The 26,355-nt window shown below is 68.7% G+C and carries 29 protein-coding genes and 1 tRNA gene; 12 read left to right on the top strand and 18 right to left on the bottom strand.

What is annotated here, in order from left to right:
• Positions 1-62 precede the first annotated feature (62 nt).
• Together pstS and RCP38_RS04830 are read left to right on the top strand one after the other, a co-directional pair.
• A complete protein-coding gene (gene pstS, locus RCP38_RS04835; protein ID WP_308475900.1) occupies positions 63-1,157 on the top strand; it encodes a phosphate ABC transporter substrate-binding protein PstS in 1,095 nt (364 codons plus the stop codon).
• A 19-nt stretch (positions 1,158-1,176) separates the two neighbouring features.
• Positions 1,177-2,262, top strand: coding sequence for a PPE family protein (locus tag RCP38_RS04830; RefSeq protein ID WP_308475899.1), 1,086 nt, complete (start codon positions 1,177-1,179; stop codon positions 2,260-2,262).
• Between the two features lie 6 nt (positions 2,263-2,268).
• Here RCP38_RS04830 and RCP38_RS04825 read toward each other — a convergent pair whose 3' ends face one another.
• The 3 genes from RCP38_RS04825 to mca form a co-directional block, all read right to left on the bottom strand.
• A complete protein-coding gene (locus RCP38_RS04825; RefSeq protein WP_308475898.1) occupies positions 2,269-2,562 on the bottom strand; it encodes a DUF732 domain-containing protein in 294 nt (97 codons plus the stop codon).
• A gap of 210 nt (positions 2,563-2,772) precedes the next feature.
• A complete protein-coding gene (locus RCP38_RS04820) occupies positions 2,773-3,018 on the bottom strand; it encodes a hypothetical protein (RefSeq protein WP_308475896.1) in 246 nt (81 codons plus the stop codon).
• Positions 3,015-3,887 (bottom strand): mycothiol conjugate amidase Mca, encoded by an 873-nt coding sequence (mca, locus tag RCP38_RS04815; RefSeq protein ID WP_308475894.1) that lies wholly within the window; start codon positions 3,885-3,887, stop codon positions 3,015-3,017. The genes RCP38_RS04820 and mca overlap by 4 nt, the downstream gene beginning before the upstream one ends.
• 112 nt (positions 3,888-3,999) lie before the next feature.
• Here mca and RCP38_RS04810 point away from each other — a divergent pair, with 112 nt between their 5' ends.
• Entirely contained in the window at positions 4,000-4,422 is a 423-nt protein-coding gene (locus RCP38_RS04810) for a DUF4307 domain-containing protein (RefSeq protein WP_308475893.1), read from the top strand.
• A gap of 138 nt (positions 4,423-4,560) precedes the next feature.
• Positions 4,561-5,055 carry a transcription elongation factor GreA gene (greA, locus tag RCP38_RS04805; protein WP_308475892.1) on the top strand — a complete coding sequence of 165 codons (495 nt, stop codon included), beginning with the start codon at positions 4,561-4,563 and terminating at the stop codon, positions 5,053-5,055.
• 24 nt (positions 5,056-5,079) lie between these two features.
• Here greA and RCP38_RS04800 read toward each other — a convergent pair whose 3' ends face one another.
• The 4 genes from RCP38_RS04800 to RCP38_RS04785 are packed head-to-tail and all read right to left on the bottom strand — an operon-like array spanning position 5,080 to position 9,423.
• A complete protein-coding gene (locus RCP38_RS04800) occupies positions 5,080-6,237 on the bottom strand; it encodes a cystathionine gamma-synthase (protein WP_308475891.1) in 1,158 nt (385 codons plus the stop codon).
• Complete coding sequence (locus tag RCP38_RS04795; protein WP_308477062.1) at positions 6,234-6,881, bottom strand: RDD family protein; 648 nt, start codon at positions 6,879-6,881, stop codon at positions 6,234-6,236. The genes RCP38_RS04800 and RCP38_RS04795 overlap by 4 nt, the downstream gene beginning before the upstream one ends.
• Positions 6,882-6,903: 22 nt before the next feature.
• On the bottom strand, positions 6,904-8,310 hold the full coding sequence (locus RCP38_RS04790) for a cystathionine beta-synthase (protein ID WP_308477061.1): 1,407 nt from the start codon (positions 8,308-8,310) through the stop codon (positions 6,904-6,906).
• 48 nt (positions 8,311-8,358) lie between these two features.
• Complete coding sequence (locus RCP38_RS04785; protein WP_308475890.1) at positions 8,359-9,423, bottom strand: alpha/beta hydrolase; 1,065 nt, start codon at positions 9,421-9,423, stop codon at positions 8,359-8,361.
• Positions 9,424-9,605: 182 nt separating this feature from the next.
• On the opposite strand from RCP38_RS04785, the gene RCP38_RS04780 reads away from it, so the two are divergent.
• Entirely contained in the window at positions 9,606-10,460 is an 855-nt protein-coding gene (locus RCP38_RS04780; RefSeq protein WP_308475888.1) for an SGNH/GDSL hydrolase family protein, read from the top strand.
• Positions 10,461-10,494: 34 nt separating this feature from the next.
• Positions 10,495-11,712: an acetyl-CoA C-acetyltransferase gene (locus tag RCP38_RS04775; RefSeq protein ID WP_308475886.1), complete on the top strand. Its 1,218-nt coding sequence runs from the start codon at positions 10,495-10,497 to the stop codon at positions 11,710-11,712.
• Positions 11,713-11,872: 160 nt separating this feature from the next.
• Here the strand turns inward: RCP38_RS04775 and RCP38_RS04770 are convergent, their stop codons facing one another.
• Positions 11,873-12,727: a Bax inhibitor-1/YccA family protein gene (locus tag RCP38_RS04770; protein ID WP_308475885.1), complete on the bottom strand. Its 855-nt coding sequence runs from the start codon at positions 12,725-12,727 to the stop codon at positions 11,873-11,875.
• Positions 12,728-12,885: 158 nt separating this feature from the next.
• Between RCP38_RS04770 and RCP38_RS04765 the strand changes: the two genes are divergently transcribed.
• From RCP38_RS04765 to RCP38_RS04750, 4 genes are read left to right on the top strand one after another with little or no spacing between them, the layout of a single operon-like run.
• Positions 12,886-13,923, top strand: coding sequence for an enoyl-CoA hydratase/isomerase family protein (locus tag RCP38_RS04765; protein WP_308475884.1), 1,038 nt, complete (start codon positions 12,886-12,888; stop codon positions 13,921-13,923).
• Between the two features lie 10 nt (positions 13,924-13,933).
• Entirely contained in the window at positions 13,934-14,716 is a 783-nt protein-coding gene (locus tag RCP38_RS04760; RefSeq protein WP_308475882.1) for an enoyl-CoA hydratase, read from the top strand.
• Between the two features lie 10 nt (positions 14,717-14,726).
• Positions 14,727-16,421: an alpha/beta hydrolase gene (locus RCP38_RS04755; RefSeq protein WP_308475881.1), complete on the top strand. Its 1,695-nt coding sequence runs from the start codon at positions 14,727-14,729 to the stop codon at positions 16,419-16,421.
• A 52-nt stretch (positions 16,422-16,473) separates the two neighbouring features.
• The gene (locus RCP38_RS04750) at positions 16,474-16,755 is read left to right on the top strand and encodes a hypothetical protein (protein WP_308475880.1); all 282 of its coding nucleotides are present in this window, start codon (positions 16,474-16,476) and stop codon (positions 16,753-16,755) included.
• A 26-nt stretch (positions 16,756-16,781) separates the two neighbouring features.
• Here the strand turns inward: RCP38_RS04750 and RCP38_RS04745 are convergent, their stop codons facing one another.
• Both RCP38_RS04745 and RCP38_RS04740 read right to left on the bottom strand, forming a co-directional pair.
• Positions 16,782-17,258 (bottom strand): rhodanese-like domain-containing protein, encoded by a 477-nt coding sequence (locus RCP38_RS04745; RefSeq protein ID WP_308475878.1) that lies wholly within the window; start codon positions 17,256-17,258, stop codon positions 16,782-16,784.
• Positions 17,255-17,806 carry a cysteine dioxygenase gene (locus RCP38_RS04740; RefSeq protein WP_308475876.1) on the bottom strand — a complete coding sequence of 184 codons (552 nt, stop codon included), beginning with the start codon at positions 17,804-17,806 and terminating at the stop codon, positions 17,255-17,257. The genes RCP38_RS04745 and RCP38_RS04740 overlap by 4 nt, the downstream gene beginning before the upstream one ends.
• A gap of 274 nt (positions 17,807-18,080) precedes the next feature.
• On the opposite strand from RCP38_RS04740, the gene RCP38_RS04735 reads away from it, so the two are divergent.
• Positions 18,081-19,013 carry a patatin-like phospholipase family protein gene (locus tag RCP38_RS04735; protein WP_308475875.1) on the top strand — a complete coding sequence of 311 codons (933 nt, stop codon included), beginning with the start codon at positions 18,081-18,083 and terminating at the stop codon, positions 19,011-19,013.
• A gap of 57 nt (positions 19,014-19,070) precedes the next feature.
• Here RCP38_RS04735 and RCP38_RS04730 read toward each other — a convergent pair whose 3' ends face one another.
• The 8 genes from RCP38_RS04730 to RCP38_RS04695 form a co-directional block, all read right to left on the bottom strand.
• A complete protein-coding gene (locus RCP38_RS04730; RefSeq protein WP_308475874.1) occupies positions 19,071-19,907 on the bottom strand; it encodes a patatin-like phospholipase family protein in 837 nt (278 codons plus the stop codon).
• A 10-nt stretch (positions 19,908-19,917) separates the two neighbouring features.
• Complete coding sequence (locus RCP38_RS04725; RefSeq protein ID WP_308475872.1) at positions 19,918-20,976, bottom strand: NAD(P)H-dependent amine dehydrogenase family protein; 1,059 nt, start codon at positions 20,974-20,976, stop codon at positions 19,918-19,920.
• Entirely contained in the window at positions 20,976-22,607 is a 1,632-nt protein-coding gene (locus tag RCP38_RS04720; RefSeq protein ID WP_308475870.1) for a long-chain fatty acid--CoA ligase, read from the bottom strand. The genes RCP38_RS04725 and RCP38_RS04720 overlap by 1 nt, the downstream gene beginning before the upstream one ends.
• 41 nt (positions 22,608-22,648) lie before the next feature.
• A complete protein-coding gene (locus tag RCP38_RS04715; RefSeq protein ID WP_308475868.1) occupies positions 22,649-23,713 on the bottom strand; it encodes a YncE family protein in 1,065 nt (354 codons plus the stop codon).
• A 584-nt stretch (positions 23,714-24,297) separates the two neighbouring features.
• Positions 24,298-24,371, bottom strand: a tRNA-Leu gene (locus RCP38_RS04710).
• 44 nt (positions 24,372-24,415) lie between these two features.
• Positions 24,416-24,769, bottom strand: coding sequence for a hypothetical protein (locus RCP38_RS04705; protein ID WP_308475866.1), 354 nt, complete (start codon positions 24,767-24,769; stop codon positions 24,416-24,418).
• A complete protein-coding gene (locus RCP38_RS04700; protein ID WP_308475865.1) occupies positions 24,770-25,243 on the bottom strand; it encodes a hypothetical protein in 474 nt (157 codons plus the stop codon).
• 57 nt (positions 25,244-25,300) lie between these two features.
• Complete coding sequence (locus RCP38_RS04695) at positions 25,301-25,606, bottom strand: DUF732 domain-containing protein (RefSeq protein WP_308475863.1); 306 nt, start codon at positions 25,604-25,606, stop codon at positions 25,301-25,303.
• A 446-nt stretch (positions 25,607-26,052) separates the two neighbouring features.
• Here RCP38_RS04695 and RCP38_RS04690 point away from each other — a divergent pair, with 446 nt between their 5' ends.
• Positions 26,053-26,352 carry a PE family protein gene (locus RCP38_RS04690; protein WP_308475861.1) on the top strand — a complete coding sequence of 100 codons (300 nt, stop codon included), beginning with the start codon at positions 26,053-26,055 and terminating at the stop codon, positions 26,350-26,352.
• The last annotated feature ends 3 nt before the right edge of the window (positions 26,353-26,355 follow it).

Here is a 26,355-nt window from a genome sequence, read left to right as displayed (position 1 = left end):
TTGCTAGCATTCGTCGGTACGACGATCCGAGGGATGTGGTTGACATCAATCGACGTGCCGTGATGAGCGTGCCGGTCATAAGCGCTGCGCTGTTGTCCGGGTGCGGAGCCCAACCGGCACCGACGCCACCGAACGCGTCCGCGCCGGACCTGCCGTCCGCATATCCGGGCGTCGACTGCGGCGGACGCCCGGAGATCACAGCCAGCGGCTCCACCGCCCAGGCCAACGCGATGACCCGGTTCGCCGCATCGTTCCAGCACGCCTGCCCCGGCCAGCGCCTGACCTACCGGCCCAACGGCTCCGGCGCGGGCATCGACGAATTCCTTTCCGGCCAAACCGACTTCGGTGGATCCGATTCGCCGCTGAGTCGAGGCGAGTACGGCTACGCCCGGCAACGCTGCGGGGCGCCGGTATGGAACCTGCCGATGGTGTTCGGCCCCATCGCGATCGCGTTCCGACTCGGCGGGCTGACGTCGCTCAACCTGGACGGCCCCACCGCGGCCAACATCTTCAACGGCACCATCACGCGCTGGGACGACCCGGCGATCGCCGCCCTCAACACCGGCGTCACACTGCCCTCGGTGCCTGTTCGGGTGGTGTTCCGCAGCGACGAATCCGGCACCACGGACAACTTCCAGCGCTACCTCGACACCGCATCCGCGGGCGCCTGGGGCAGAAGCGCCGGGCGGACGTTCACCGGAACCGCCGGTGCGGGCGCGCACGGCAACGAGGGCGTCGCCGCGGCCACCGCCGACGTCGACGGATCGATCACCTATACCGAATGGTCCTTCGCCCAGGCCCACCACCTGGGCATGGCCGACATCATCACCTCGGCGGGCCCGGAACCGGTCGCGATCAGCGCGGAATCGGTCGGCAGGACGATCTCCTCGGCCTGGTTCATCCGGGAGGGCAACGACCTGGCGCTCGACACCATCTCCTTCTACCGGCCCAATCAGCCCGGCGCCTATCCGATCGTGCTGGCCACCTATGAGGTGGTCTGCTCGGCGTATCCCGACCCGCAGGTCGGAACGGCGGTCCGGGCCTTCCTGCAGAGCGCGATCGGCGACGGGCAGAACGAACTGGCCGCCCACGGTTATGTGCCCGTTCCCGATGCGTTCAAGCCGCGCCTGTCGACTGCGATCGACGCGATCGCCTGAGGCCACCGCACCCGAAGTCATGCAGTCCCTCACCGCGCCCCCGGAGATCAGCTCCGCACTGGTTCACTCCGGGCCCGGCCCGAGTTCGCTGATCGAGGCGTCCGCGGTGTGGCACCGGCTCGGTAGCACACTGGACGAATACGCCGACGACTACGTCGCCTCGTTGTGGTCCCTGGTGGAGACCTGGCGCGGGCGGTCCGCGGTCGCCATGGTGCACACCGCCGAGCCCTACCTGGCGTGGCTGCGGGCCACCGCGCAGCAGTGCCGGCAGGTCGCGGTCTCCTCTCAGCGCGCCGCGGAGGCCTTCGAATCCGTCCGCACCGCCGTGACTCCCACCGCCGCTATCGCAGCCAATCGCGCGTTGCGACGACAACTGCTGGCCACCAATCGATTCGGGACCAACACCGCAGCGATCGCGGAGAACGAGAACCAGTACCTGAGCATGTGGACGAACAACGCCGCGGCGATGACCCGCTATCAGGCGGCCTCGGCTCAGGCCACCGTGCTGCCGGTGTTCAGCGCCCCGGCCGAAGACACCATCCCGGCCGTCTTCGACCCCAACAACGGCTGGAGCGGGCTGGCCAACGCCTACGGCAACGGGCTGGTGAGCGCGGGATTTCCGATCAACCTGCTCAGCTACCTCGCACAGAACACCTCGGCGCAGGCGTTGCAGGGCGTCAGCTCGGCGATGGCCCAGGGCATCAGCGAAGGTGAAGCCGCCCTGGCACCGTCGATCCCGCTGGACGCATTGGGCGGATTCCTCGGCGGCGGCGGGGGTCTGGGCGCGCTTGGGGCCGCCGGGCTGTCCTCGACGCCGTCGGCGGCCATCGGTGTCGGGATGAAGATGGGGACGCTGACCGTCCCGCCCGCCGCAGCGGGATTGCTGCCCACGGCACCGGTCCGGCTGGCGTCGTCGGCGACACCGCTGCCGGCCGGCCAGTCCACCACGTTCGCCGGGGTCCCGGCCGTCATGCCGCCGATGGCGCCGGCGTCGCATGCCGCGGGCAGCGGGTGGCGTAGGCGCCGGAATCAGAAGTACGAAGACCTGGAGGTCGGGCTGGAACTGCGGGGCCCGGTGATGCCCCGGCCGCCGTCGGCCGGCTGAGCGGGCCTAACCGTGGTGGCGGGGGCAGAACGCGCTCACACTGACCCCGACGAAGAATCCGGCGTGGTAGTCGTCGAGCCGACTGCTGCGCATCACCTCGGATACGACGTCGGTCTTCGGCCGGCCCACGTCGAGTTCGTCGCAGACTTCGTGTCCGGCGATCACCGCGGACTGCCCGTTGGCGAAGCCGATTCCCTTGGCGTTCAGCGCCCCCAGGAACGTGGTGTCGATCGCGTCGGCGTATGCCGCCGGGGCGAGCAGCACCGCCGCCGGCAGCACCGTCACAACGATCGGAGCCAACGTCGACCCGCGAGAACGACCTGCGAACACGGCCAACCCCGACCCTTTCTGAAGACCACAGACCAGGCCATCATCGCAGGGGCGACGACGCTCGCGAAAGCCGCGAAACCCACCGGGGCAAAGGTTAATCCAACAGCCACAGAACAGAAATCGGCCGTTCGGCGGCCATTCGCGCCCGGCGGTCGCGGTGGCGGAACGCGCCGATCGCGGTCAGCCGGGCAGATCCCCGACGGTCCCCTCGTCGGCGGCCTGGTCGGCGGCGGGATCCTCCGGGTCGAAGGAATCCGGCAATTTCTTCAGCTGCCGGTTCATCGACCACACCAGCCCCATGGTGCCGATCAGCAACAGCACGATGATCAGCAGCCCGAACGGGCTGGCCTTACCGAAGTCCGGACCGGTGTCGCGCGGTACTTCGTCGGCCAGAATCCAGAGCACCGTCAGTGCAGCGTGGTTCATCCGTTGTCCTCGATCCCGGTGAACAGGTCGGTCTCGGGCAGCGTAACCGGCACCCGGGACCGGGCAAGCTCGAACTCCTCGGTGGGCCACAGGCGCTGCTGCCATTCGATCGGTGCGGTGAAGAAGGCACCGTTGGGGTCGATCTGGGTGGCGTGCGCGCGCAGCGCGTCGTCGCGCTGGCCGAAGTAGTCGGCGCATTCGATGCGGCTGGTGACCCGGGCGGCGAATTCGTCGCGGTCGGGATTCCAGTGTTCCAGCCACTTCGCGAACGGGCCCACCTGCCCGTTGCGGGCGAACTCGTCCTGGAGCAGTTGCATCCGCTCCCGCAGGAAGCCGTGGTTGTAGTAGAGCTTGGAGACCGTCCAGGCCTCGCCGGCGTCGGGGTAGCGGCGGTAGTCACCGGCCGCTTCGAAGGCCGCCACCGACACCTCATGGCACCGGATGTGGTCCGGGTGCGGATAACCGCCGTTCTCGTCGTAGGTGGTCATCACGTGCGGCCGGAACTCGCGGACCACCCGGACCAGGGCTTCGGTGGATTCCTCCAGCGGCACCATCGCGAAGCAGTCGTCGGGCAACGGCGGCAGCGGGTCGCCGGTGGGCAGCCCGGAATCGATGTAACCCAGCCAGCGGTGCTCGACACCGAGGATCTCGGCGGCCCTGGCCATCTCTTCGCGACGCACCTCCGCGATGCGGCCGTGGACGTCGGGCCGGTCCATGGCGGGGTTGAGGATGTCGCCGCGCTCGCCGCCGGTCAGCGTCACCACCATCACCCGGTGACCTGCTGCGGCATAGCGGGCGGTCGTGGCCGCGCCCTTGCTGGACTCGTCGTCGGGGTGAGCGTGCACCGCCATCAACCGCAGTCCGCTCATATACGCATTCCCCTATAGTCCCTAGTGGCTTCCGGCTCCCATCGTTCCATCTTCGACGACGGGCCCGGCAACCACTCCCGACTCCACCGGCGACCATGGGACACCACTGACGATGACCGACTCCAAGCCGGCGCGCTACGGCGATACCCGCGGCAGCGCCCTGCCCCGCCGGTTGCTGGCGATCACGCTGGGCGCCCTGGGGGTCGCAACCTTCGCCGCGCTGGCCGTCATCGGCTACCAGCGGGTCGCCACGGCCGAGGTGAAAGGCGAGTTGTACGGGTACGAGGTGCTCGACGACCAGACGGTCTCGGTCCGCTTCAGCGTGACGCGGTCGGATCCGTCGCAGCCGGCGGCCTGCATCGTGCGGGTCCGGACCGCGGACGGCAGCGAGACCGGGCGACGCGAAGTGCTCGTCGTACCGTCGCAGTCGAAGACCGTTCAGGTGACGACGACCGTCAAATCCTCCCAGCCACCGGTCATGGGGGACGTCTACGGTTGCGGCAACGACGTGCCCGGTTATCTGCGGGCGCCGTAGCGTCGCGGTGGTACCCTGGTCGGATACACGGTTCCGATTGGGACCGTGTATTGCTGCATTAGAACAGCCTGCATCAGAACGACGTCGCCCCGCTGACCGAGATGGCGCCGGGATCGACGACACAAGGAGCACAGTGAGATGACGGACACCCAGGTGACCTGGTTGACGCAGGAGTCACACGACCGGCTCAAGGCGGAGCTCGACCAGCTGATCGCTAACCGTCCGGTGATCGCCGCGGAGATCAACGACCGCCGCGAAGAGGGCGACCTGCGCGAGAACGGCGGCTACCACGCCGCACGTGAGGAGCAGGGCCAGCAGGAGGCCCGCATCCGGCAGTTGCAGGAGCTGCTCAACAACGCCAAGGTGGGCGAAGCCCCGACCCAGTCCGGTGTCGCGTTGCCGGGTTCGGTGGTCACGGTCTTCTACGACGGCGACAAATCCGACACCGAGACCTTCCTGATCGCCACCCGCCAGGAGGGTGTCAGCGAGGACAAACTCGAGGTGTACTCGCCGAACTCACCGCTGGGCCACGCGCTGCTCGGCGCCAAGGTCGACGAGGAGCGCAGCTACACCGTGCCCAGCGGCAAAACCGTCAAGGTGACGCTGGTCAGCGCCGAGCCCTACCACTCCTGAGCCGGGTTGGCCTGAGCGCACCGCTCAGGCCAACGCCTGCTTCAGGTCGGCGATCAGGTCTTCGATGTCCTCGATGCCCACCGACAGCCGCACCAGGTCGTCGGGAACCTCCAGTTGGGAACCGGCGGTCGACGCGTGTGTCATCGCGCCGGGCAGCTCGATCAGCGACTCCACCCCGCCGAGGGACTCGGCCAGGATGAAGATCTCGGTGCCGGCGCACAGTTTCTCGGCCGCCGCCCGGCCGCCCTGCATCCGCACCGACACCATGCCGCCGAATCCGCGCATCTGCGCCGCCGCGACGGCGTGGCCGGGGTGGCCGGGCAGACCCGGATAGAGCACCTGGCTGACCGCGGGATGCCCGTTGAGGTATTCGGCGACCACCGCGGCGTTCTCACTGTGCCGCTGCATCCGCAGCACCAGCGTCTTCAAACCACGCATCGTCAGATAGGCGTCGAACGGGCCGGGCACCGCGCCGGCCCCGTTCTGCAGGAACGCGAACGCCTCGTCGAGCTCCTCGTCGTCGGTGACCAGGGCCCCGCCCACCACATCGGAGTGGCCGCCGATGTACTTGGTGGTCGAGTGCAACACCACGTCGGCGCCCAGTGTCAGCGGCTGCTGCAGCGCCGGCGAGGCGAAGGTGTTGTCCACCAGGACCTTGGCGCCGGCTTCCCGTCCGATGGCGGCGATGCCGGCGATATCGGCGATCGACAGCAGCGGGTTGGTGGGGGTTTCCACCCAGATCAGCCGGGTCTTGTCGGTGCGTGCGGCGCGCACCGCATCGAGATCGGACAGCGCCGCCGGGGTGTAGGACACGCCCCACTGGCTGAACACCTTGTCGATCAGCCGGAAGGTGCCACCGTAGGCGTCGTCGGGAATGATCAGGTGATCCCCGGGACGCAGCATGGCGCGCAGCGCACAATCCGTGGCGGCCATCCCGGATCCGAACGCCCGGCCGAACCGGCCCCGCTCCACCGCGGCCAGCGCGGTCTCCAGCGCGGCCCGGGTCGGGTTGCCGGTGCGGGCGTATTCGAAGCCGCCGCGCAGGCCGCCGACGCCGTCCTGGGCGAAGGTGCTGCTGGCGTAGATCGGTGCGTTGACCGCGCCGGTGGCCGGGTCGGGCCGGAATCCGGCGTGAATCGCCGTGGTGGACAGGCCGGTGGCCTCGTGTCGACTCGGGCTCACTGGACCGGCAGGCAGACGGTCGTCATGATCTTGTCGGCGATGGTCTGCCGCTTGGCATCCCACAGCGGGAACAGGTAGCCGACGCAGAAGACGGCACTGTCGATGAGGTGGGCCAACTGGCGCACGATCGACATCCCGAACCCGATGGGTTGGCCGGTGGCCTCCGAGACCACCTTGAACTTCATCACCGACTTACCGATGCTCGACCCGGTGACGCCCTGCCGGTAGCCGAAATTCCAGACCCCGTACCCGATGGCGGCCAGCCAGCCCACGAACATCAGGGCCGCGCCGGCACTCGACGGTGTGACCTCGCAGGCGAAGCCCTCGGAGGTGGTGACGCATTCCCGGTGGGCCGTGGTGCCCGCGAGCACCGCCGGGATGCCGTAGATCAGCATGATCGGGAGGAAGTCGATGAAGTAGGCGGCGACCCGGGTCAGCCACGACGTGTAGGCCTGCTGCGGCAGTTGACCGACGGGGTATCCGGCCGGTACCGGGTAGGCGCCATACCCCGGCGGCGGGGGCGGCGGGTAGTTCCCGGGCGGCGGGGGCGGGTAGTTACCGGGTGGCGGCGGCGGGTAGTTCCCCGGCGGGGGCGGCGGGTAATTTCCCGGGGCGGGTAATCGGTCATGGGTACCCTCTTCCAGATCGGTCGATGTGGGTTTCAAGCTACTTGCGTCGCGTCCCGTCGGACAGGAAGCCCAACAGATCGTGGCGGGTGATGACACCCACCGGCTTACCGTCCTCGACCACCATCACCGCGTCCACCTCGGACAGGGTGGTCGCGGCGACGCCGACGACCTCGCCGGAGCCGATCAACGGCAACGGCGGGCCCATGTGCTGGCTCACCGCGTCGGCGAGCTTGGCACGCCCCTCGAACACCGCGGAGAGCAGGTCGCGTTCGGAGACGCTGCCGGCCACCTCGCCGGCCATCACCGGCGGCTCGGCACCGACAACCGGCATCTGCGACACCCCGTATTCGCGCAGGATTCCGATGGCGTCGCGGACGGTCTCCGACGGGTGGGTGTGCACCAGGTCGGGCAGCACACCGGATTTTGCGCGCAGCACGTCGCCGACGGTGGACTGCACGGTCGAGCCGTCGAGTCGGGTCCGCAGGAACCCGTAGGACGACATCCAGGAGTCGTTGAACAGCTTCGACATGTAGCCCCGGCCACCGTCGGGCAGCAGCACCACCACGAGCGCATCGGGTCCGGCCTGCACGGCGGTCTCCACCGCGGCCACCACGGCCATGCCGCAGGACCCGCCGACCAGCAGCGCTTCCTCACGGGCCAACCGGCGGGTCATCTCGAACGAGTCGGCGTCCGAGACGGCGATGATCCCGTCGGGGACGGCGGGGTCGTAGGCGGCCGGCCAGAAGTCCTCGCCGACGCCTTCCACCAGGTAGGGCCGGCCGGTGCCACCGGAGTACACCGAGCCTTCCGGGTCGGCGCCGATGACTCGTACCGGTCCCCCCGGCCGCCCGGCGGATACCTCTTTGAGGTAGCGGCCGGTACCGGTGATCGTTCCCCCGGTCCCGATACCGGCGACGAAGTGGGTGACCTGCCCGTCGGTGTCGGCCCAGATCTCCGGTCCGGTGGTCTCGTAGTGGCTCTCCGGGCCGGCCGGGTTGGAGTACTGGTCGGGCTTCCACGCGCCGTCGATCTCGGCGACCAGCCGGTTGGAGACGCTGTAGTAGCTGGCGGGGTCGTCCGGCGGGACCGCCGTCGGGCACACCACGACTTCGGCGCCGTAGGCGCGCAACACGTTCTGTTTGTCCTCGCTGACCTTGTCCGGGCAGACGAACACACACTTGTAGCCACGACGCTGGGCCACCAGCGCCAGCCCGACCCCGGTGTTGCCCGAGGTGGGTTCGACGATCGTGCCGCCGGGCCGCAGTGCCCCGCTGGCCTCCGCGGCGTCAATCATCTTGACCGCGATGCGGTCCTTGGAGCTGGCGCCCGGATTGAGGTACTCGACCTTGGCGACCACCCGGCCCGCCCCGGGCGGAACGACCGAACTCAGCTCGACCAGTGGGGTGTTGCCGATCAGGTCACTGATGTGGCGCGCTATCCGCATGCCTGCCATCGTCTCAGGTTATTGGCCCCGGCGCTGGGACCGGGCGGGTCATCCGGTCGCCTCGCGAATGTATTCGCCGATCTGCCGCAACGAGCGGGTGGCCTCCGGCACGAACGGCGCGGTGATCTGGAAGACGTGGATCTGGCCGGGCCACACCCGCAGTTCCACCGGCACGCCGGCGGCCGCCAGGATCTTGGCTCCCAACCGGGCGTCGTGCAGCAGTACCTCGGACCCGGAGACATGGATCAGCGTGCGCGGAAGGCCCGGCCGGACGTGTTGCAACGGTTCGGCGACGGTGCTGCAGTGGGTGCGGTCCCGCCGGGCCGCCGCTTCCACCAGTTCGACCAGTGCGTCGAACGCCTTGGGCGGGAACATCGCGCCGGTGTGGATGTTGGGGTGCGCCTTCTTCGCCTCCTTGGCGATCTCCAGCAGCGGCGACAGCGCCACGATCGCGGCCGGCATGTCGTCCTCGTCGCCTTCCAGGCACTCGTCCTGCAACCGCTGGGCCAGCGCCAGCGACAGGTAGCCGCCCGCGGAATCGCCGGCCAGCACGATCTGGTCGGGCCGATAGCCCTGGCGGCGCAGCCACCGGTAGCCGTCGTAGCAGTCGTCGAGCGCGTCGGCGATGGAGTATTTGGGGATCATCCGGTACTCCACCACCAGGACCGGGCTGTCGGCGTACTTCGACAGCTTGGTGACCAGGCGACCGTGGGTGTTGGCTCCGCAGGTCAGAAACGCCCCACCGTGCATGTAGAGCACGACGCGGCGGGTGCCGTCGGCCGGCAGCACGCCGGCGGCGCGCACCAGTTGCGCGGTGCAGCGCGGCAACCGGATGGTGGCGCGCACGGTGCCCGGCGCCGGCAGCACCGCCTTGGCGGCGAAGTCGACCAACCCGAACGGCCACGGCATCCGCGGCAGATAGCTGCCGACCGATAGCACCGGCCGGATGGTGGCGCGGGCCGCCAGCCACGCCAACCGGCCTTCGACGCTGGGCGAGTCCTCGACGACCTCGACGGGCAGCCCGTCGTTGCGGAGCTGGCGACGCAGTCGCGAGTCGGGGTGCAGCCGGGTCGCCACGCGCGGCGAGCTGGGAATTCTGCTGGGTGCGGTCATGGCGAACACTCCCTCCAACCGGCCCGGGCCGGCACAGCCAACGCGGTAGGAGACCATCGTCACACGCAGAAAATTGAGAAGAAATCTTAGGATTCGTTCCGATACTGCATCGGGTCCACATCGTGACCGTTTCAGTTTGCTGAGTGCCGCCGGCCCGCGGGGCTGCTCCCTACACTTGCGGCATGGGGATCCGGGCTCCACGACGGTCGACGGCGACCTTGATGGCCGCCGGCGCGATCGCCTCCGGCGGCAGCCTCTACGTCGGTGTTCGCAACCTGTTGGTCGGCCAGGCCGACCGGGCCCGCCTGATGATCCCCAAGGCGTGCGCCACCCCGCCCCGCGCCGACGGCGTCTACGTACCCGGCGACGCGCCGGTGCAGCGCTACCAGCGTGACATGGCCGTAGACCTGCACCTGATGATCTTCGGTGACTCGACGGCGACCGGCTACGGCTGTCTGTCGGCCGACGAGGTTCCCGGCGCACTGATCGCCAAGGCCCTGGCGCGGCGCGGCGGTCTGCGGGTGCGGTTGAGCACCAAGGCGATCGTGGGTGCCACCTCCAAGGGGCTGGCCGGCCAGGTGGATGCCATGTTCGTCGCCGGCCCGCCACCGGACGCGGCGGTGATCATGATCGGCGCCAACGACGTCACCTCGTTCAACGGCATCGCCGGTTCGGTGCAGCGCCTGCACGCGGCGGTACGACGCCTGCGTGCCGCCGGGGCCGCGGTCATCGTCACCACCTGCCCGGATCTGGGGGCGGTCAGCGCGATCCCCCAACCCTTGCGTTGGATCGCCCATACCCGCGCACGGCAGTTGGCGCGGGCCCAGGCCCGGGCGGTCAAAGCCGCGGGCGGTACCACCGTCCCGTTCGCCGACTTCCGGGCCCGGGAGTTCCGCGACGCCCCGGAGTTGCTGTTCGCCCAGGACCAGTACCATCCGTCGGCCGCCGGGTACGCGCTGGCAACGATGCAGGTCATCCCCGCACTCTGCGCCGCTTTGGACCGGCCCGATTCCCGCTCGGCGACCACTTCGGACTAGATTCGGCTCAAATACCCGATCACAAGGAGTAGCCGTGCCCGAAGCCGTCATCGTTTCCACTGCTCGTTCACCGATCGGCCGGGCCGGCAAGGGCTCCCTGGTCGGTATGCGCCCGGATGACCTGGCCGCCCAGATGGTGCGCGCCGCGCTGGACAAGGTGCCCGCACTGGACCCGCGCGAGATCGACGACCTGATGATGGGCTGCGGCCAGCCCGGCGGCGCGTCCGGCTACAACATCGGCCGGGTCGTGTCGGTGCTGCTGGGCTACGACTTCCTGCCCGGCACCACGGTGAACCGGTACTGCTCCTCGTCGCTGCAGACCACCCGGATGGCCTTCCACGCGATCAAGGCCGGTGAGGGCGACGCCTTCATCTCCGCCGGGGTGGAGACCGTGTCCAACTTCGGTATCGGTGCCGCCGACGGCGCCCCCAACAGCAAGAACCCGCTGTTCGCCGACGCCATGGCTCGCTCGGAGGCCGGTGCCGAGGGTGCCACCGAGTGGCACGACCCGCGCACCGACGGCCTGCTGCCCGACGTCTACATCGCGATGGGCCAGACCGCCGAGAACGTGGTGCTGCACACCGGGATCAGCCGTGAAGACCAGGACCACTGGGGTGTTCGCAGCCAGAACCGCGCCGAGGAGGCCATCAAGAGCGGCTTCTTCGCCCGCGAGATCTCCCCGGTCACGCTGCCCGACGGCACCGTGGTGAGCACCGACGACGGCCCGCGCGCCGGCACCACCTACGACAAGATCAGCCAGCTCAAGCCGGTGTTCCGCCCCAACGGCACGATCACCGCCGGCAACGCCTGCCCGCTCAACGACGGCGCGGCCGCGGTGGTCATCACCAGCGACACCAAGGCCAAGGAACTGGGCCTCAAGCCGCTGGCCCGCATCGTGGCCACCGGGGTGTCGGGCCTGTCGCCGGAGATCATGGGCCTGGGCCCGATCGAGGCCGTCAAGAAGGCGCTGGCCAACGCCAAGATGTCGGTCTCCGACATCGACCTGTTCGAGATCAACGAGGCCTTCGCGGTGCAGGTGCTGGGTTCGGCCCGCGCGCTGGGTATCGACGAGGACAAGCTGAATGTGTCCGGCGGCGCGATCGCCCTGGGCCACCCGTTCGGTATGACCGGTGCCCGGATCACCGCCACCCTGCTGAACAACCTGGCCACCCACGACAAGCAGTTCGGCGTGGAGACCATGTGTGTCGGCGGCGGTCAGGGCATGGCGATGATCGTGGAGCGCCTCTCCTAGTTTCGCGTTGACACTGCGCCCAGGGCGGGAACGTTCGAGTAGTCCCCGCCCTGGGCGCAGAGTCATTTGTAGGGTGTCCACCCAGAAATGACGCTGCGCCGGGGGCCGGCGCTATGCGCACTTACGCCCCCGGCGCAGCATCACCGGAAACCGCTCTAGGTCACTCGTTCTGGAAGTAGCTGAGCAGACGCAGGATCTCGATGTAGAGCCAGACCAGGGTCACGGTCAGGCCCAGCGCGATACCCCAGGCGGCCTTCTCCGGCGCGCCGGCCCGGATCAGCTGGTCGGCAGCGTCGAAGTCGATCAGGAAGCTGAACGCGGCGATGCCGATGCACACCAGCGAGAACACGATCGACAGGGTTCCGCCGCTGCGCAGCCCCAGTCCTTCGCCTCCGCCGACGCCGAACAGCGACAGCACCAGGTTGCCGATCATCAACGCCAGCACACCGAACATCGAGGCGACCAGCATGCGGGTGAACTTCGGGGTGACGCGGATGGCGCCGGTCTTGTAGACCACCAGCATGCCGCCGAACACGCCGAAGGTGCCCATCACGGCCTGCCCGATCATCGAACCGGCGTTGCTGGTCCCGACGGTGAGCGCGGTCAGCACGAACGAGATGGCGCCCAGGAACATGCCCTCGAGCACCGCGTAGCTGAGCACCAACGCCTTGCTGTCCTGCTTGCGGGCGAAGGTGCCGATCAGGACCAGCGCCAGACCGCCGAGGGCGCCGATCATGGCCAGTGGACCGGCCAACGCCTGGTTGGACGTCACCATGAAGAAGGACACGATCGCCGAGAGGCTCAGCACCCCCAACGTGATGCCGGTCTTGGTGACCACGTCATCGATGGTCAGCGGTCGGCTGACCTGCTGTTGCTGCTGGTACTGCAGCATGGCCGGGTCGGCCTGGTAGGTCTGGCTCATCTGCTGAGTCGCGCCGGCCATACCGGTCCCGAACTGGGCGTAGCCGCCCTGCTTGGGCATCGAACGAAATACCGGGTTGCTGGTCTCCCGCACCGTCCCGATCCTCTCTTGGGTTTGTGAAACCGAAGGGTTACGAACACTTCGTCAACGTTTCCCGACCCGCCGGAGTTCCCCGGCGGCGTTAGGGCGTCTTGCCGCCAAACCTTACCCGCGGTGCGGGGAGCGCGGCGAGGTATCTACATTGCGAAGGCGTGACAGACGAATCTGACGACGTCTTGGCCCGTGTCGACAACGGGATCGGTCGGCTGACACTCAACCGGCCGAAAGCGATCAACTCGCTGAACTATCCGATGGTGACCGCGATGACCGCGGCGCTGACAGCCTGGGCCGACGACCCGGGCATCGCCGCGGTGGTGCTGGACGGGGCCGGCGAGCGCGGGCTTTGCGCCGGCGGCGACGTGGTGGCGATCTATCACAGCGCCAAAGCCGACGGCGCCGACGCCCGCCGATTCTGGTACGACGAGTACCTGCTCAACGCGCAGATCGGGGCGTACCCCAAGCCGTATGTGTCGTTGATGGACGGCATCGTGATGGGCGGCGGGGTCGGCGTCGGGGCGCACGCGAACACCCGGGTGGTCACCGACACCACCAAGATGGCCATGCCCGAGGTCGGCATCGGCTTCATCCCCGACGTCGGCGGCACCTACCTGCTCTCCCGCTCGCCGGGTCGGCTCGGACTGCACGCGGCGTTGACCGGGGCGCCGTTCTCCGGGGCCGACGCGATCGCCCTGGGCTTCGCCGACCACTACGTGCCGCACGCGTCGCTGGAGGCGTTCACCGCCGCGACCGTCGCCGACGGGGTGGACGCCGCACTGGCCGCGCACGCCATCGAGCCGCCGCCGAGTGCTCTTGCCGGACACCGGGACTGGATCGACGAGTGCTACGCGCACGACACCGTCGCACAGATCGTGGCCGCGCTGGCCGGCCACGCCAGCCCCGACGCCAACGCCGCCGCCGAACTGATCGGCACCCGCTCCCCGATCGCGCTGTCGGTCACCTTGGAGTCGGTGCGGCGGGCCGGCGATCTCGCCACCCTGGAAGAGGTCCTGGTCCAGGAGTTCCGGGTGTCGTGCGCGTCGCTGCGCACCCATGACCTGGTGGAGGGGATCCGCGCCCAGTTGGTCGACAAGGACCGCAACCCGCAGTGGTCCCCGGCCACCCTGGCCGATGTGACCGCCGCCGACATCGACGCGTACTTCGTTCCCGCCGAGCCCGACATCACCTTCTAAGGAGCACGTCATGAGCCAGCACGACTACCAGACCATCATCGTCGACCGCGACGGCCGGGTCGGCACCATCACCTTGAACCGCCCGCAGGCGCTCAATGCACTCAACAGCCAGGTGATGCACGAAGTCACCACTGCCGCCGCCGAATTCGACGCGGACCCGGGCATCGGCGCGATCATCATCACCGGTAGCGCGAAGGCGTTCGCCGCCGGCGCGGACATCAAAGAGATGGCCGACCTGAGCTTCGCCGACGTGTTCGCGGCCGACTTCTTCGCCGCCTGGTCCAAGCTGGCCGCGGTGCGCACCCCGACCATCGCCGCGGTCGCCGGGCACGCGCTGGGTGGCGGCTGCGAGCTGGCCATGATGTGTGACCTGCTGATCGCCGCCGACACCGCCAAGTTCGGCCAGCCCGAGATCAAGCTCGGGGTGATCCCCGGCATGGGCGGCTCGCAACGCCTGACCCGGGCCATCGGCAAGGCCAAGGCGATGGACCTGATCCTGACCGGCCGCACCATCGACGCCGCCGAAGCCGAACGTTCCGGGCTGGTGTCACGGGTGGTGCCCGCCGACGACCTGCTCACCGAGGCCGGCAAGGTCGCCGCGACCATCGCCGGGATGTCACTGGTGGCCGCGCAGACGGCCAAGGAAGCCGTCAACCGCGCCTACGAGTCCACCCTCGCCGAGGGCCTGCTCTATGAGCGGCGAGTGTTCCACGCACTGTTCGCCACCGACGACCAGACCGAGGGCATGGCGGCCTTCACCGAGAAGCGGCCCGCCAACTTCACCCACCGCTAGGACATACCCCATGTCGGAGCCCGTCGTCGTTACCGCCGCCGAGCCGGTGCCGCCGCCGCGCCCCGGCAAACCCTGGTGGGTCCGGCATTACACGTTCACCGGTACAGCGTTCGGTGTGGCGTTCCTCTGGCTGTCGCTGACGCCGTCGCTACTGCCCCGCGGCCCACTTTTTCAGGGTCTGGTCAGCGGCGCATCGGGCGCCGTGGGTTACGGCCTGGGTGTGTTCGCGGTGTGGCTGGTCCGCTACCTACGGTCGGCGGATTCCAGCCCGGCTGCCCCGCGCTGGGCCTGGGCGCTCCTGGTTCCAATCGCCGTCGCCGGCATCGTCGGCATGAATTTCTGGTTCCACGTCTGGCAGGACCGGGTACGCGATCTGATGGGCGTCGCGCATTTGAGCTGGACCGCCTATCCGTGGGCTGCGCTGCTGTCGGTCATCGTGTTGTATTCGCTGGTCGAGATCGGCCAGTTGATTCGTCGCCTGACCCGGTCTCTGGCCGGGCAACTCAATCGGGTGGCGCCACCGCGGGTTTCGGCGGTCGCCACAGTGGCGTTGTTGGTTGCGCTGGTGGTAGCCCTGCTCAACGGAGTGGTGGTGAAGGTCGCGATGCGCACCATGAACCACACCTTCGCTGCACTCAACAACGAGATGGACAACCACACCGCACCGCCGGACAGTCCGCACCGGTCGGGTGGTCCGGGTTCGCTGGCCTCGTGGCCGTCGCTGGGACGCGAGGGCCGCGTCTTCATCGAAGGCGGTCCGACCGTCGCACAGCTGACCGCATTCAACCGGTCCCCGGCCCTCGAGCCGATCCGTGCCTATGCGGGCTTGAAGTCAGCGGACGGGATCGACGCGACCGCCGAGTTGGCGGCACGGGAACTCGAACGCGCCGGGGGGTTGGAACGCGACGTCATCGCGGTGGCGACCACGACCGGTACCGGTTGGGTCAACGAAGCCCATTCGTCGGCGTTGGAGTACATGTTCAACGGCAACACCGCGATCGTGAGCATGCAGTATTCGTTCCTGCCCAGCTGGTTGTCGTTCCTGGTGGACAAGGAGAACGCGCGCCAAGCCGGACGGGCATTGTTCGAAGCGGTCGACGCACGGGTACGCGCGTTGCCCGAGACGAAGCGACCCAAGATCGTGGTGTTCGGCGAGAGTCTGGGCTCGTTCGGCGGTGAGGCGCCATTCATGGGTCTCAACAATGTGCTGGCCCGAACCGATGGCGCAGTTTTTACCGGGCCGACTTTTCAGAACACGATCTGGACCGAACTGACCGCGCACCGCGATCCGGGGTCCCCGATGGTCTTGCCGGTCTACCACGACGGTCAGCACGCGCGGTTCGCTTCGCGCCCCGGGGACCTCACCCGGCCATCGGCGCCGTGGGCCTCGCCCAGGGTGGTTTATCTGCAGCACGCTTCCGACCCGATCGCGTGGTGGAATCCCGACCTGTTGTTCAGAAAGCCCGACTGGCTCGGCGAACCTCGCGGCTACGACGTTCTCCCCGAGGTGCAGTGGAAGCCGATCGTGACGTTTTTCCAGGTCTCCGCCGACATGGCCGTAGCCATCGATGTACCTTCCGGGCATGGGCACCACTACACCGAGGACGTCGCCGACGCCTGGGCGGCCGTGCTGCAGCCCCCCGGATGGGGACCACAGCAGACCGCGAAACTTCGCGGCATCCTGCATGATGGTCAGGCCGACTGACGTGCGACCGATCCACGCCGGTCGGCGCCTCGGCGCGGTTATCGCACTCAGCATGCTGGCCGTATTCAGCGGCATCCCGACCGGCTTCGCCGCTCCCGGCGACCCGACCGAACCGGTAGCGCCGGTCGAGCCCGGTATCCCCGAGTTTCTGGACATGCCCGCCGATGCGCCCGCCGAGAAGGACGCGTCCGACCCACCGCGATCGGTCTCGCTACCCGATGTGCCGGATCTACCGTCGGTGCCGCACAATCCGGATGCGCCGCACCACTCCACCCCGGCCCACGCGCCTCATGCGCCGCACGCCCCGCATCATCATCACCATCACGGGCACTGACCCGAAGGGCGACGACAGCGGCGGTCCTACATCCAGCGACGTGGACCCCCGAGAAGACTGAACGACTCCGCCCCCTGCTGCACTCCAATGCTTAGTGCCCGCAACGGCGCCGGCTGCACCAGTTCCCCGACGGCGGCCAACGCCTCATAACCGCCGATGACGTCGGTGGCCCGGTGCAGGCCTAGGTCCACCAGCGCGGCCGCGGCCAGGCTCGAGGTGTAGCCCTGCGAGCACAGGATCACCCACTGCACGTCGTCGTCGACCGCCTGCGGCAGTCGCGCGTCGCTGGTCGGGTCGCATCGCCACTCCAGCACGTTGCGTTCGATGACCAACGCGCCCGGCACCGCGCCTTCGCGCTCCCGTTGGGCGGCGGGCCGGATGTCGACCAGGTGGGCGCCGGCACGCAGGGCGGCGGGCACCTCGTCGGCGCTCAACCGGTGCAGTTTGGCGCGGGCCGCCGCCAGCATCGCGTCGATGCGACTGGTGCGCTGCGTCACGGTCATGATGCCTCCGGGTGCTCGGTCAGTTCGGTGCGTTGCCGACGCAACGTGTTGTCGGGCGCGACGTCGTAGTAGGACATCTCGAACAACGGCGGTGAATAGGCGTGCACGCTCAGCGTAGGCGCGGCGGGCTCGGCTGCCGCGGAATTCGACGACGGCGCCCACACCACGTCGTGAACCCAGCCGCGCGAGAACGCGGCCTGATCCCCGGCGTCGAGCCGTCGCCGCGCCAACCGGTCGCCGTCCCAATGGAACTCGTCGAGCGCTCCGGACAGCACGGTCAACGCGCCGAGCGATTCACCGTGGTCGTGCAACTCGGTGGCGTGCCCGGGCACCCAGCTGATCAGCCAGATGTCGAGCCGGTCGTCGCCGTGGATGCGGGCGAACCAGCGCTCGTCGTCGGGCAGGCCCGTGGCGGGCAGTAGGTGGTCGTAACGGCCGCGCAGCACTTCCTCGGCGGCCAGGTCGGTGATCTGTAGCAGGTCGGGACGGCGCAGGGTGCGCCCTCCGACGGTCGGGCGGCGCAGGGCGATGGGTTCGGCGATAGCCATGGTGGAAACTCCGGATGAGATGGGGTGGATTCAAGAAGGGGTCGGCGGCAGCATTCAGCTGCGGCAACAACAGCCCTGGAATCCGACGTGCTCCATCACGGCCGCCACGTTAGACGAGGACGCCGCCGGCCGGTAATCAGCACCTGCACGGTCGGCCGCCGATGCCGGCGGCGCAATCCGGGTAAAACATCTCCGACCTGCATGTTCTCTCGATTTCGCCGGTTGCGATCACGCTGATGGAAAACCCGGCGGCGTGGCCAGCACAATGGTGGGCATGACCTCTGCTACGGAATCCCGGGCAGCCCGGGTAGCTCTGGTACTGGGTAGCGGCGGCGCACGCGGTTACGCCCACATCGGGGTCATCGCCGAACTGCGCGAGCGCGGCTACGACGTCGTGGGGATCTCCGGGTCCTCGATGGGCGCTCTGGTCGGCGGTCTGCAGGCCGCGGGGCGCCTCGATGACTTCGCCGAGTGGGCGAAATCGCTCACCCAGGGCGCGGTACTGCGCCTGCTGGACCCGTCGTTCACCGCGGCGGGGGTGTTTCGGGCGGAGAAGATCCTCGACGTCGTCCGCGACATGCTGGGCGACATCGCCATCGAGGACCTGCCGATGCCCTACACCGCGGTGGCCACCGACTTGATCGCGGGCCGCTCGGTGTGGCTGCAGCGCGGCCGGGTCGACACCGCGATCCGCGCCTCGATCGCTATCCCCGGGGTGATCGCGCCGCATGTGGTCGACGGGCGACTGCTCGCCGACGGCGGCATCCTCGACCCGCTGCCGATGGCCCCGCTCAGCGCCGTCAACGCCGACCTGACGGTGGCGGTGAGCCTCAACGGGGGCGGCCCGGCGGCCGGCGGCCCGACCACCGAGGACGCCGATCGCGGCGTCTCGCCCGGGCGGCTGAATCGGATGCTGCGCGGTACGTGGTTCAGCGGTGCGGACAGTGATACCGGCGAGGGCGGCGAGCCCGAACCCGAGGTGCCCAAACTGGGCAGCTTCGAGGTGATGAACCGGACCATCGACATCGCCCAGGCGGCGCTGGCCCGGCACCAGCTCGCCTCACACCCACCGGACCTGTTGATCGAGGTGCCCCGGTCCTCCTGCCGGAGCCTGGACTTCCATCGCGCGGCGGAGCTGGTCGAGGTGGGGCGCGAACTGGCCGCCCAGGCCCTCGACACCGCGAAGTCGCCGCCGAAAGCGCCTTAGGCCTCGGCCTAGGGCGACGACCCGCAGCACCCGACTCCGTCGCGCTCGCGCTCGTCGCTAGCCAAGAAACTCGGCGATGGCGGCGGCCTGCCGGCGGCCCTGATCGCGGCCCGCCCGCGCCGACGCCGCTCGGCACGCCGGGTCCAGCGGATTGTCGCCGAAGGCCCGCAGCGCATCGCCGTCGGCCAGGACCGCGCAGACCCGGCCGCGGTAGGCGTCGATCTCGCCGTCGACGCCGCCGCCGGTGGGCACCAGCAGCACGGCCTCGTCGCAGTCGGCGGCCACATCGAGGTTGATCGTGCTGCGCACGCCGCCGTCCATGTAGCGGCGCGCACCGATCACGACCGGCGGCCAGGCGCCCGGTACCGCGCAGCTGGCCGCGACCGCGTCGACGAGTTCCACACCGGATTCGCCGTCGAAGACCATCAGTTCACCGGTGTCGATGTCGATCGCGGTGATCCGCAGTGTCCGGTCCGGCCAGTCGTGTGACGGCAGGCGGTCGGCGATGATGCCCCGCCGCACCGGTGCGGCGATGGTCTGCGCGGCCAGGGCAACCGCGCCGATCCCCTGCAGTTTCTGCGCGGTGGTGGTGTTCGGCGCGGTGATCGCGGCGATGAACAGCTCGTCGAGCTCGGCGCCGCCGGCGCCGGGGTCGATCTCCGAGGTGGTCTCGGATAGCTGGCGGGCGAACAGTTCTTCCAGCTCGAGCCCGCTACCGAGCTGGGCGGCCACCGCCGATCCGGCCGAGGTACCCACCAGCACCGCGGAATTCAGGAGTTCCTTTGCCGTAGCGGGAGATTCGTCGGCGATACCGCAGAGCACGCCGGTCTCCCAGGCGATACCGGCCACCCCACCGCCACCGAGCACCAGGGCACGCTTGAACGTCGTTTCCACGATGCCGGTTTCAGCGTGCCAGGTGCGGGGCGGCCCGGCCGGTGATGGGCGGCAGGTCGAAGAATCCGGCGATGCCCGGGGCGGCCGCGCAGGTCGCGGGGATCGCGTTGACACAGTGCGCCGCGGTGGCCACGATGCCCGGGTTGCTGACCAGGCCGGCCTCGACGGTCTCGGGCTGCCAGCCCTTGACCGTGACGAAGGTGTCGGGGTTGCCGCGGACCTCCATCTCGTAGCGCTCTCCGGCGGGCCCGAATGTCCATGCCGGATCGAGGTTTTCCTCGCCCATCAGCCAGTTGACGGTGACCCGCACCACCACGTCGTCGCCGACGGTGGCCTCCCAGTGGAAGCGACGCCCGGCGACCTGGCCGGGTTCGATGGTGCCGATCGGTGATTCGATCGGCGCGGTGGCCACCGCTATCTCCTGCGAGGAGCGGATGTGCTCGTCGGCGGCGAAGCCCAGCCGGTCCACGCACAGCCGCACCGATTGCCGGAACCCGCCGTCGAGCAGTTTCTGCATGGGGCCGCTCAGCGCCTTGTCCGGGGTGCCGCCGAAACCCATCACGTGCCGCACCACGTCCGGGGCGCCGTAGGTGCGCAGATCCGAATACTCTTCGCCGCGAATGAATGTGACACCGGTGGACATCACCGACAGCAGCAGCGGGAACAGTTCGGTGGCCGCACCCGGACCGATGCCGGCACCGTGCAGGGTCACGTCGCCCTCGCGGGCCGCCGCGTCGAGCGGACCGGACTCCTTCTCGGTCGGATAGAACCAGCCGACCGGGGTGATGACGTTCTTCCCCGACCGCAGCAGTGCGGCCACCTCGTCGACGTTGGGCAGCAGCGGCGCGTAGATCACCGCGTCGGCGTCGAGCGCCAGGATCTCCTCGACGCTGTCGGTGGCCGTCACCCCCACCGGATCGGTGCCGATGATCTCGCCGACGTCCTTGCCGCTCTTGGCTTTCGAATGCACCCAGCAGCCGACCAGGTCGAGCTCGGGGTGTTCGAGCACGCCCTTGATCGCGGCCACCCCGATCCCGCCGGTGGCCCATTGAACGACACGCAGGCTCATCAGTCACGCACCTCACTCACTTGGTAGTGCCCCTCGGAGTACCGGGCCCGGATGGTCTTCTTGTCGTATTTGCCGACGCTGGTGCGCGGGATCGCCTCGACGAACGTCCAGCGTTCCGGCAGCCACCAGCGGGCGACCTTGTCGGACAAGAACGTTCGCAGGGTCCCTCCGTCGACCGCGGCGCCGCTGCGGGCCACCACGACGGCCAGCGGGCGTTCCTGCCAGCGCTCGTCGGGTACCCCGACCACGGCCGCTTCCACGACGTCGGGGTGGGCGATCAGTTCGTTCTCCAACTCCACCGAGGAGATCCACTCCCCGCCGGACTTGATCACGTCCTTGGCCCGGTCGGTCAGGGTGATGAAGCCCTGCGCGTCGATGCGGCCCACGTCACCGGTGCGCAGCCAGCCCGAGGAGAACTTGGATTCGTCCTGGCCGCGGAAGTATGCGCCGGTGATCCAGGCACCGCGCACCTCCAGTTCCCCGACGGCCACGCCATCCTTGGGCAGTACCCGGTCGGCGTCATCGACGATGCGGGTCTCGACCCCGCAGATCGGGCGGCCCTGGGTGCCGCGCAACGCCCAGTGCCGCTCCGGCGGGGTGCCCGGCGGCGGCCAGGCCATGGTGGCCATCGGCGAGGTCTCGGTCATGCCCCACAGTTGCCGCACCTGCACGCCGAAACGCTGTTCGAACGTCTGCATCAGCGACACCGGGACCGCGGAGCCGCCGCAGGCCACCAGGCGCAGCGACGAGATGTCGTGTCCGGGTTCGCGTTCCAGGTAGTGCATGACGTCGTTCCAGATCGTCGGTACCGCGCCGGCCAAGGTGGGACGCTGTGACTCGATCAGGTCGACCAGCGACGTGGCGTCCAGGTGGCGGTCGGGCAGTGCCAGGTCCGCGCCGGCCATCAGCGCCGCATACGGCAGGCCCCAGGCGTTGGCGTGGAACATCGGCACGATCGGCAGCACACAGTCGATCGAGCCGACACCGAGGCCGTTGGTGGTGCAGGTCGCCATGGCGTGCAGGTAGTTGGACCGGTGGCTGTAGACCACGCCTTTGGGATTGCCGGTGGTGCCGCTGGTGTAGCACATGGCGGCCGCGGAGTTCTCATCGATGTCGGGCCAGTCGAACTCGTCGGATTCGGCGGCCAGCAGTTCGTCGTAGCGCAGTACGGTCTTGCCGGAGTCCTGCAGGGCCGCGATGTCACCCTCGCCGGCGACGATCACGGTGTGCACGGTGTCCAGTTGTGCCAGCACCGGCGCCAGCAGACCGATCAGCGACGCGTCGACCAGGATCACCCGGTCTTCGGCCTCGTTGGCGACGAAGACGATCTGCTCGGCGAAGAGCCGGATGTTGAGCGTGTGCAGGACCGCGCCCATCGCCGGTATCGCCAGGTAGGCGGCCAGGTGTTCGGTGTTGTTCCACATGAAGGTGGCCACCCGCTCGTCACCGGTGATTCCGATGCGTCGCAGCGCGTTGGCCAACTGCGCCACGCGGGCACCCAGCTCGCGGTAGGTGGTGGCCCGGTAGCCGTCGTCGTAGAGGGTGGTGACGGTGCGGTCACCGTGGACATCGGTGACGTGTCGCAGGATGGCACCGACCGTCAGCGGCCAGTGCTGCATGGTGCTGTGCATCGGCCTATTCGATCACGCCACCGCCGAGCGTGGGGCGCGGGTCAGAGGGCGGGTTGCAGTTGCAGCATCCGGCTGACGGCATCGTCGAGCTCGAGTTGCTCGTGCAGCGATTCCGAGGACGCCGGCAGATCGGCCAGCGAGGCGACCCGGACGGTGCCGTCGAAACCGGCGACGTAGAGCTTGCTGCCGTCCGGGCTCTCCACCGCGCAGGACGGCTCGCCGATCCCGGTCAAGGTCTCCAGGGTCTCGTTGGTGCGGGCGCACACCACCAGCACACCGTCGGAGGTCACCAGGTAGACCCGCAGACCGTCGCGGCTGGCGATCAACTGGATCAGCTGGGCCTCGATGGTGCGGCTGGAGCTCACGGCGTGGCTGCGGGTGTCGACGACGTGAACGGCGCCACGACCGTCGGCACCGCACGTCGCGATGTGCAGGCGGGCACCGTCGGGGCTGATGGCGACGTCGACGATGGTCGCGCCGACCCGGACGGTGTCGATGACGTTGAGTTCACGGTCGAGCACGGTGACGATGTCGCCGCCGGGCTGACGGACGGCCGCGTAAAGCCGCTGACCGTCGGCGCTGATGCGCAGGCCGGCCGCGGCCGCACCGGTGCGGCCGGATACCGCCGCCGAGCCCACGGGCCGCATGGCCGCGTCCAGTGCCAGCACGTCGACGCCGGAGGAACCGGTGCGGGTCAGGTAGACGCGGGTGCTGGTCGGGTCCACGACCAGGTAACCGATGTCCATGGCCACCGGATAACAGCCGGTGACCTCGGCGGTGTCCACGTCGATCGCCAGCACGGCGTCCAGCGCGGTCGAACCGGCGGTCACGTAGGCCCATCCGGTACCGGCCGGACCCGCGGCGATCGCGAACGGCTCGTCGGCATGGAAGACGGTGCTCACGACGCGACAACTGGCGGTGTCGATGATCGAGACGGTGTCGTCGCCGTAGTTGGTGGCCAGCAATCGCGTGCCGTCCGCGGTGACCGCCACGCCCCCGATGGGGCCGCGATTCAAGGCCACACTGGTGACGGCGCGCGTTGCCGAGTTGGCCGCCCTATCTGCCTGCACGTCGCCCACATCGCTCCCATCGACCACAGTTCGCATCTATCCGGTTCGTATCGTCATCGCCCACGCTCCCCCGCAGCTACCGCGTTGCAACCGAAGTGCAGACCGGGCGCCGGGACGGGGCGTCCGGTTGATCCTAGCGGTGAATTCCGCGTAACTGGAAAATGACGTAATTATTGTGAGCGAGGTCGCAGACAAATCCCATCAGCCCCATGCGACATCCGTCGATATCGCTCGATCCGACAGCGTCCAGCAACCGCTAATACCCATCACTACCTCGCAATATTCATCAACTCGCAACCTGCGACCCCGGCCGCTATTAGCGTTGAATAAGAAATTAAGAAGGATCGGTGTGAAATTACGCGGCACAGGTCACAGAACTCTTGCAATTTTTCCGAACGACAGGTATGCAGGCGCCGCCGCAGCGCCCTAACCAGCGGGAACCCGGGCGGCCTGCGACGCCATGCTCGGCCCGTCGGCTCCCGTGGCCGCGGCTGGCTATCCGACCCCGGCCTGCAATCCGGCGGCACTACCACCGGAGCGGTTGCCGACCGTTGCGATGCGGGGTGGCGCGTCGGGCCGCGGGTAGCCACGGGGACGATGTACGCGCCGGGATTCTTGGGTGCCCCCAGTCGGACTCGAACCGACACTGGGCGGATTTTAAGTCCGCTGCCTCTGCCAATTGGGCTATGGGGGCGTTGCAGCTCAGAGCGTACTGGCGCTTCGGTCACCGCCGGCCGGCTACTCGGTGCTCTTTGGATGACCGGGCCCGGCGTGCTTGAGCCACAACGTGCGACTGACGGTATCGACCAGGTACCAGATTCGGCCGGCGGCCGTCACCTCGTATTGCCACTGCTCCATCTCAATGCCGCGATGAGTCGCAGTGGCCAGTCGGCCCTTGAGCTGATGATGCCGACTGGTCGGCGCCGGCCGCTGCACACGTGCACGAAGCTCGCGCCACGCGGTCGCGGTGTTGGCCGGAGCCTGTTGACACAGCGCATCCCAGCCCTTGACTGCCTCGCCGGTGGCGAACCGAAGCTCCCATTCGTCATGGCCCGCAGGCGGCGCAACACGATCCCCACGCTTGGGCGCCACCTATCTGCGGACTCCCGGCTCCGGCACCGGGCCGAAGTCCTCCTCGCTGGGCGCTGAAAGCACCGCCGCGAGTTCGGGATCCGCCAGCACCTCGGCGGTGTGCCGCCAGGCTTCGATCACCTGGGCCACCGGCGCCGGATTGTCGATCGACTCTGCCGCTTTCATCGTCGACACCAGCTCAGCGGTGAATTGGCGCGCCTCGTCACGTGAGAGGAAATCCACCCAGGGAAACACCTGGGGAATGACATCGGCCATCAGCTCCTGAACGTGAGCATTCTGCTGCACCAGCGCGACGAACAGTCGTGCGGTCGCCGACGACGCTTCGCGCGCCTGGGCGGCACGTGAGGCGGTGATCAGCACTAGGTCTTCGGCATCGCGGCGGCGTACCAGCAGGGGGCGACCCGCCGACGTACCCAGCCAGGCCTCGACCGTGGCCTTGCCCCGCAGCTGCAGGTCCGAGAACGACACGTCCATGACATCAAAAATACTTTTAAAGTCAACGCCCGGCAATGCCGGCAGCGACAGCCGGGGTCAGGCGTGCTCGGGGCAGTAGTTCTGCGCCGCGATCCGGGCGAACTCGGCGGCGCGCTGCAGCGTGAAGCCGGGGTTGGTGGTCTGGACCGCGACCACGGTGTCCATCGGGGTCAGCCCGGCGTCCATCAGTTGACAGACCGAGTGGCCGGCCGAGATGGCCACCTGATCCGAGCCGCGGTGACTCAGACCCGCGCCGGTCAACTCGGTGAGGAATGCAGCGTCACTGCCGACCGGTTCGGCGTGCACGGGGGCCGCCAGACCGAGCGCGGCGGTGGTGCCCGCCAGCAGCAGTAACCGTTTCATGGCTCGTAGTCTGCTGAGCGTTCGTTAAAGGCACGTTACGGACCGTTTACTCGGCCGGATCGGCCTGTTAATTCGGCATTACCGAATGCTCACAGCGCCGGGCCGCCCCGGCTCCGCACAACCGTCGACCGCTGATCACACGAAAATCCGTATACCACTGACTCCCAACATGTTCTGATGCATCGGTACGTGCGCGACCGACCTATGCACCGGTGAAATCCATTCGGCGGCAACCAGATACTTCACCGACGTGCGTAACGTGAAGTTACAACCCCGCCCCGGACGATGGCGGCCGTCACACGATATGTCCCGCCGCCGGACATCGCATGTAAAGAGTTCCGACACCTGGGTTAATAAGCGGTTAAAGAGCTTTCACATTCTCCCCCCGATACGCGACTGTGTTGTACGGAAGCGGGTTCGACACCGACTTCCGTGAGGAGAAGACCATGTCGTTCGTGACCACTCAGCCCGAGGCCCTGGCGTCCGCCGCCGGCAGCCTGCAGGCGATCGGCGCGTCACTCAACGCCCAGAGCGCCGCAGCGTCCGCGCCGACCACCGGGGTCGTGCCCGCCGCCGCCGACGAGGTTTCAGCGCTGACCGCAGCGCAGTTCGCCGCACACGCCGGCCTGTATCAGACGGTCGCCGCCCAGGCTGCGGCCATTCACGAGATGTTCGTGGCCACCCTCAAGACCAGCGCCGAGTCGTACGCGGCCACGGAGGCCGCGAACGCGGCCGCGGCGAGCTAGGCG

Source organism: Mycolicibacter sp. MU0083 (assembly GCF_963378075.1).
Classification (GTDB): Bacteria; Actinomycetota; Actinomycetes; order Mycobacteriales; family Mycobacteriaceae; genus Mycobacterium; species Mycobacterium kokjensenii.
Note: the sequence above shows the minus strand (reverse complement) of the source record. Positions and strands in the feature narration are given on the sequence as shown.